The sequence below is a fragment of the Microcystis sp. LE19-84.1B genome, assembly GCF_027531875.1.
In the GTDB taxonomy this organism is placed as follows: Bacteria; Cyanobacteriota; Cyanobacteriia; order Cyanobacteriales; family Microcystaceae; genus Microcystis; species Microcystis panniformis.
This window is the reverse complement of the sequence record NZ_JAPZSR010000390.1, coordinates 1-5874: the sequence shown is the minus strand read 5'-3', so window position 1 is coordinate 5874 and position 5874 is coordinate 1. Positions and strand designations below refer to the sequence as shown.

Below are 5874 nucleotides of genomic sequence, written 5' to 3'. Positions count from 1 at the left end.
AACCTTTATAGAGACAGACATTGCCGCAATTTTTGTCAATTGTTTGCGATCTGGAGCGAACTAATCAATTAAATCTCTTGCCAGATAAGGATTGAGTCGATTTATGCCCCCATATCGAACCATACCAAGTCCCGAAGAGCCGCTTGAGTTAACAAGGGTTGTGCCGAACCACCAGCAAAATTTCTTAGGGGAAATTCACCAAGAAGATAATAAAAGTATTTTAAATTATTGTTGTTGTTTGTTTTAACAACAATCGTATTATCAGAAGCCCAAAATTTATTATTGCAAATTTCAATAGAGCCGCAATAAGCACCAACTCTACCTATAATGATAGCATTTTCATGATTAAAGCTGTCAGAATTGCCAATTATTCCATTCGATCCATATATTTTATATTCTCCATTTTTAAGTTGGCTTGGTGCTTTTCCATTAAAAAAGCTAATTACATCTTCAAGATAAACCTCGGTCAGATTCATATTTTTATAGTCTCCAAATAACGTATTAAACTACTAGACGGACAATCAAATCCCTTTCAACCGAATGAATAGATCGCCTATAGCTTTAGCATTTTCCAGCTAAACGAATCGCCCGCAGATGTAACCTTTTCTAACTTACCAAATTTGGGAATCACCGGTGGGAAGCAGGACTTTTTATCCCCCTAAATCCCCCTTTTCAAGGGGGACTTACGCAGCCGTAGCGCCCGTCTCACCACCAGCACCCCTACCGCGCTCCGGTTCCGGTTCCGGTTCCCCTTCCGGTTCCGGTTCCCCCCTTGAAAAGGGGGACTAAGGAGGATAGCCTTGAAAAGGGAAGCTAAGGAGGATCATCAAGCTCCGTACAGACAGGAAGCGAAGAAATAAACCCCGATATTTTCTCACAAACCGCCTCGAAATCGTATTTAACCTCATCATTGGTGAAACGGATCACCGTTAATCCGTATCCCTCCAAAACCTTCGTTCTTCTAGCATCATAAGCCATTGCCTCCGGAGTAAGATGAACCTCCCCATCCACCTCGATCACTAATTTCAACTTCGGACAATAGAAATCAACGATAAAATGATCGATCGGTCGCTGTCGCCACATTTTTAAGGGAAATTGCCGGAGAAAAGCCCATAACTTTTTTTCTGTCGGTGTGGGATTTTTTCGCATTTCCTTGGCTCTAGGGACTAAATCGGGATTGTAGGGTAGAAAATAAACACCGTATTTTAATTTAGACACGATCGCTATCTCCATCGGTCTCCTTTAAGGAAATATACCCAAGTTCTTTTTTAAATTCCTAACCCTTCAAAATTCTTCGCAATTTCATCAGCTAAACGAATCGCCTCGAAGTTGAGATCATTTAACTCCAGATGAATTTCGCGTAACGTTTCCTCGAAATCGAAACCCTCATCTTCCTCCTCTGGGGAAACGCCGACATAGCGTCCGGGGGTTAAACTCCAATCATTCGCCTGTAACTCCTCGCGATCGACCACTTTAACCAACCCTTCCACATCCCGCAGCTTGGCATCGGGGAACCTTTCTAATAACCAGTGAGCGTGACGGTAGAAACCACGAACCGATTTAAGCTGTTCGATCGCATTCTGACGGTTTGTATCAGCTTCTTTGCGTAAGATATTGAGTTCGCGGGAATTCCACCACAGTTTACTATCTCTTGCTCCCAGATCCTTCTCGGCACGCTCGATCGCTCGACCTAATAATTTATTCACCAGATCCGCCTGTTTGCCCAGATCCCGGCTAAATTCGCCGTATTCGTGATAACCACGGACAGCCTCGTGTAAAGTCTCTAAATCATCAGCGTTATAGGAAATCGCAGGGAAACTGGCGTATTTATCCATGTCATCCTTAAAAAGCTCAGATGCTGTTCGGAGTTCTAACCATGTCCCGTCTTTTTCATCGATGAGATTATAAAATTTCTCTAGTGCCTCCGTTAACTTGTCCAGATGCTCGCGATAGTTTTGTAAAAGAGCGATCGATCCCTGATACTCTCGATCGATACTCTGGCAATAACCGACAACCAAATCGATAAAACGCTTCGATTCGCTCCGATAGAGCCAGACAATCGAGAGAATATTCTGTAACTGCTCTGGGCTAAAATCGTTGATCGTCCGGTTTACTTTCCGGTAAATATTGCGGGCATCGATCATTAATATCTTATCTTGAAGCTCGGCGGGTTTTCCTCGATTGAGAAACCACAACTCGCAGGGTACGGAGCGGGTATAGAAAAAGTTAGAGCGGATGGCGATCATTATGTCCACCGTTCCCGTCTCGATTAACTTCTGTCTTACCTTGCCTTCGTCTCTCCCGGCGCTGGAAGCTTGGGAAGACATAACAAAACCGGCTTTTCCTCGATCATTGAGATAGCTGTAGAAGTAACTGATCCATAGATAGTTACCGTTGGAAACTTTGTTATTTTTATTGACTCCTGGCAATCCGAAGGGTAAGCGCTCATCACCATCTACCTTACTGTCCACCTCGTCCACGTTAAAGGGAGGATTGGCCATTACATAATCCACTTTCCCAGCTAATGCCAGCGGATCCTCGTAGTAGGTGATCGCTTTTTGGATATCCCCTTCTAAACCGTGAACTGCGAGATTCATCTTAGCTAAACGAATTGTGGTCGGATTCTTCTCTAACCCTTTAAAAGTTAACATCTGGGGATTGATGCGCTGTTTCTCAACGAAATGTGCGCTCTGGACAAACATTCCCCCCGAACCACAGGCAGGATCGAAAACCAATCCGTGATCGGGTTCTAAAACATTGGCGATCAAAGATACTAAAGAAACGGGAGTAAAAAACTCTCCGTTATCGTGAGCTTTGAGATTAGCGAATTGTGTTAGGAAATATTCATAAATTCGCCCGAAAATATCCCCATCGGCTTTTTTTAACTCTTCCGGGTTTAAAATCCGTAGTAAATTCCCTAATACCACGTTATCTAGCTCTTGGTACTCTGTTTTCGGTAAAATCCCCCCTAAAGGTGGATAATCCCCCTCGATCGATAGCATTGCTTCCATTAAGGAGGTCGATCGATTGACGCTATCGGGGAGCGCCACCAGAAAATCGAACTGAGCTTTTTCTTGGAGATAGATGGCTCCTTTGCACAAGAAATCTTCTTTGGTTAAGGAGCGTGTTTTACCCTGTCGCTTCGGTAAATCCGCCTCTACCTCCCTCTTAACCTTGAGAAAACGACTATAGGCATGACGGAGGAAAATCAAGCCCATAACGGGCAGAAAATACTCGTTACTGGCATAGTTAGAATTAGCTCGCAGAGTATCGGCCGCTTTCCAGAGCTTTTTTTCGATCGCTTCGATGTTGTCCAGTTGGGCCATGAAATTTTACTCAAGAATTAGGTAGATGGTCGAGCGTGAAGGGAAAATTAAGGGATTCTGTATAGTATCTATCTTCTCAAGTAATGGCAGCGATGGTTAATTGCCTTCACCGCTCTCCCAGAACAAACAGGAGAGGTCTTTTGATAGACTAGAGTTATGGCCCCAGAGTGGGGAGCTAGGGGCAAGAAAAGCTTAATATTTGAGATGAACCGATCGAGCGAGAATATCGTCTAGAATTAATTAGCTCAAAAAATCCTGACTGAATCTACCTTTAAGCGAACTTTTCTAAAAATGATGGCTGAATTACTGAGTCTAGTTCCTGCCAAGTCCCTCGAAACCGATGTAGTGGTAGGGGAACCGTCGGCAGTATGTCCCCTTCCTCCAGTCACGGTTAGTAATGATACCCTACTTATTTCCCTAATCGATCGCCTACGACGTACTTTAGAAAATCACCGTGGCGAAAATCAAATTGTGGTGATGCAGGATTTCCCGGATCCCGATGCTCTTTCTAGTGCCTGGGCCTATCAAATTATCGCCGAACAGTACGATATTCACTGTGATATAGTCTATGCGGGTACTCTCTCCCATCAGGAAAATGTCGCTTTGGTAAAACTAACGGGTTTACCGGCTAAACGTTGGGGAGTCCATACCCTCAAGGATAGAGATCTTTCGGTTTATCAGGGTTGTGTTTTTGTCGATGGTCAGGGAACCAATAGTCAGTTAACCACTCTGGTTAAACAGGCAAAAATTCCCATTATTGCCGTGATTGATCATCATACTCGCCAAGGGGATCTAGACGCAGAATTTGTCGATATTCGTCCCCAAATCCGGGCAACGGCGGCGATGTTAACCCAATATATCCAAAAAGGGTTAATAAATTTTAATACTAGCGATACCGTCCATGTTAAGTGTGCCACAGCCTTGATGCACGGATTGCGATCGGATACGAATAATTTAATGCAAGCGCAAGAATGTGAATTTATTGCTGCTGGTTATCTCAGTCGTTTCTACGATGCCCAATTATTAAACGCTGTCCTGCAATCGGCCAGATCCCGACGGGTGATGGATGTGATCGAACGGGCCTTAAAAAACCGTATTATTAAAAATAATTATTCGATCGCCGGGGTCGGTTATTTGCGTTATGATGACCGAGATGCGATTCCCCAAGCTGCCGATTTTTTGGTGACAGAGGAAAATGTTCACACGGCTTTAGTTTACGGTATCGTTCACGATGAAGATGAGGATATCGAGTTAGTCATTGGTTCTATGCGTACCAGTAAAATTACCCTAGATCCCGATGAATTTCTCAAGGAAGCTTTCGGACAGGATAACCAAGGTCGCTTTTTTGGTGGTGGTCGTTACATGGCCGGAGGTTTTGAAATTCCTATCGGTTTCCTCGGTGGTTTTAATAATAATGCCGAATACGCAAAACTTAAGTGGGAAGTCTATGACACCCAAATTAAACAAAAACTTTCCCATCTAGTTAACCCCGATGAAAAGGTAATTCGCACCTAGCTATTAGACCTCAGCTATCTATTATCATCGCCAAGACCGACCCAACACTGATATGAAACTTTATTTTGTGCGTCATGGATTAGCAGGACAATCGGGGGATTATCTCAACGATAGGGAACGTCCTTTAACCGAGGAAGGTAAGGCCAAAACTGCTAAAGTTGCCCAAAGATTAGGACAGTTGGGGGTGAAATTTGACCTAATTTTGACCTCTCCTTTGGTGCGTGCCGTGCAAACCGCCGAAATTTTGCAAAAAGCGGGTTTAAGCCGTGAAATTGAGCAATTTAACCCCCTATCTCCCAACGGCAATATTCAAGATTGGGTACAGTGGTGGCAAAAGTCCGACTATCAGCGAGAGGAAAATGCGATCGCACTGGTAGGTCACGAACCGGATTTAGGCTATTGGACGGAAATGCTAGTTTGGGGCAAGTTTCAAGGAAAATTATCGGTCAAAAAAGCGGGAATAATTGGTCTAGAGGTTCCCAATCAAGAAAATCCCCTAGGTAAGTGTCAGTTATTCTGGTTGACAGCACCGAAATTACTTCTCTAGGAATTAACCTAGGTGTATCTATCCTTTTTGGAGACTACAATCGATGTTTAGTTAGGGTATGCCGAAAAAGTGTATTGGTGGGGGTAGGAGTCAGGAGCCGGTCGTCAGGAGATAGGAGTCAGGAGATAGGAGTCAGGAGACAGGATTGCTGGAGATAGGAGTCAGGAGACAGGATTGCTGGAGATAGGAGATTATTTTTATTTATTCTCCCCACACCCTACACCCGACACCCCACACCCTACACCCGACACCCCACACCCTACACCCGACACCCGACACCCGACACCCGACACCCTACACCCTGCCGCCAGGAAAAACTTTTTGCCGCAAACCCTAATTAGGGTCTGCGGCAAAAAGTACGGGCGAAGCATTCGGATAGAAAATCTACGGTTTCACCGATAGGTTATTGCCCGAATGCTTCGCCCCTACAGGACGCGGGCCGATGAAGACGCAAGGTTTTGAACGACGATTCTCTCAAAATCTTGC

Annotated in this window: 5 protein-coding genes; 2 read left to right on the top strand and 3 right to left on the bottom strand. The window is 44.5% G+C overall.

All coding sequences use genetic code 11. The annotated features are described in order from the left end of the window. Positions 1-101: 101 nt before the first annotated feature. The 3 genes from O9324_RS21935 to O9324_RS21925 form a co-directional block, all read right to left on the bottom strand. Positions 102-476: a restriction endonuclease subunit S gene (locus O9324_RS21935; RefSeq protein ID WP_287627896.1), complete on the bottom strand. Its 375-nt coding sequence runs from the start codon at positions 474-476 to the stop codon at positions 102-104. A 337-nt stretch (positions 477-813) separates the two neighbouring features. Next, positions 814-1233, bottom strand: coding sequence for an endonuclease domain-containing protein (locus O9324_RS21930; protein WP_002788138.1), 420 nt, complete (start codon positions 1231-1233; stop codon positions 814-816). Positions 1234-1268: 35 nt separating this feature from the next. Next, on the bottom strand, positions 1269-3326 hold the full coding sequence (locus O9324_RS21925) for a class I SAM-dependent DNA methyltransferase (protein WP_288141302.1): 2058 nt from the start codon (positions 3324-3326) through the stop codon (positions 1269-1271). A gap of 291 nt (positions 3327-3617) precedes the next feature. Here O9324_RS21925 and O9324_RS21920 point away from each other — a divergent pair, with 291 nt between their 5' ends. Then, on the top strand, positions 3618-4841 hold the full coding sequence (locus O9324_RS21920; protein ID WP_288141301.1) for a DHH family phosphoesterase: 1224 nt from the start codon (positions 3618-3620) through the stop codon (positions 4839-4841). A gap of 52 nt (positions 4842-4893) precedes the next feature. After that, entirely contained in the window at positions 4894-5388 is a 495-nt protein-coding gene (gene sixA / locus O9324_RS21915) for a phosphohistidine phosphatase SixA (RefSeq protein ID WP_002771496.1), read from the top strand. Positions 5389-5874 lie beyond the last annotated feature (486 nt).

Excerpts from the sequence above, each read along its gene's own strand:
- O9324_RS21920 (WP_288141301.1), top strand. The coding sequence starts at position 3,618 with ATGATGGCTGAATTACTGAGTCTAGTTCCTGCCAAGTCCCTCGAAACC.
- O9324_RS21935 (WP_287627896.1), bottom strand. The coding sequence starts at position 476 with ATGAATCTGACCGAGGTTTATCTTGAAGATGTAATTAGCTTTTTTAAT.
- sixA (WP_002771496.1), top strand. The coding sequence starts at position 4,894 with ATGAAACTTTATTTTGTGCGTCATGGATTAGCAGGACAATCGGGGGAT.
- O9324_RS21925 (WP_288141302.1), bottom strand. The coding sequence starts at position 3,326 with ATGGCCCAACTGGACAACATCGAAGCGATCGAAAAAAAGCTCTGGAAA.
- O9324_RS21930 (WP_002788138.1), bottom strand. The coding sequence starts at position 1,233 with ATGGAGATAGCGATCGTGTCTAAATTAAAATACGGTGTTTATTTTCTA.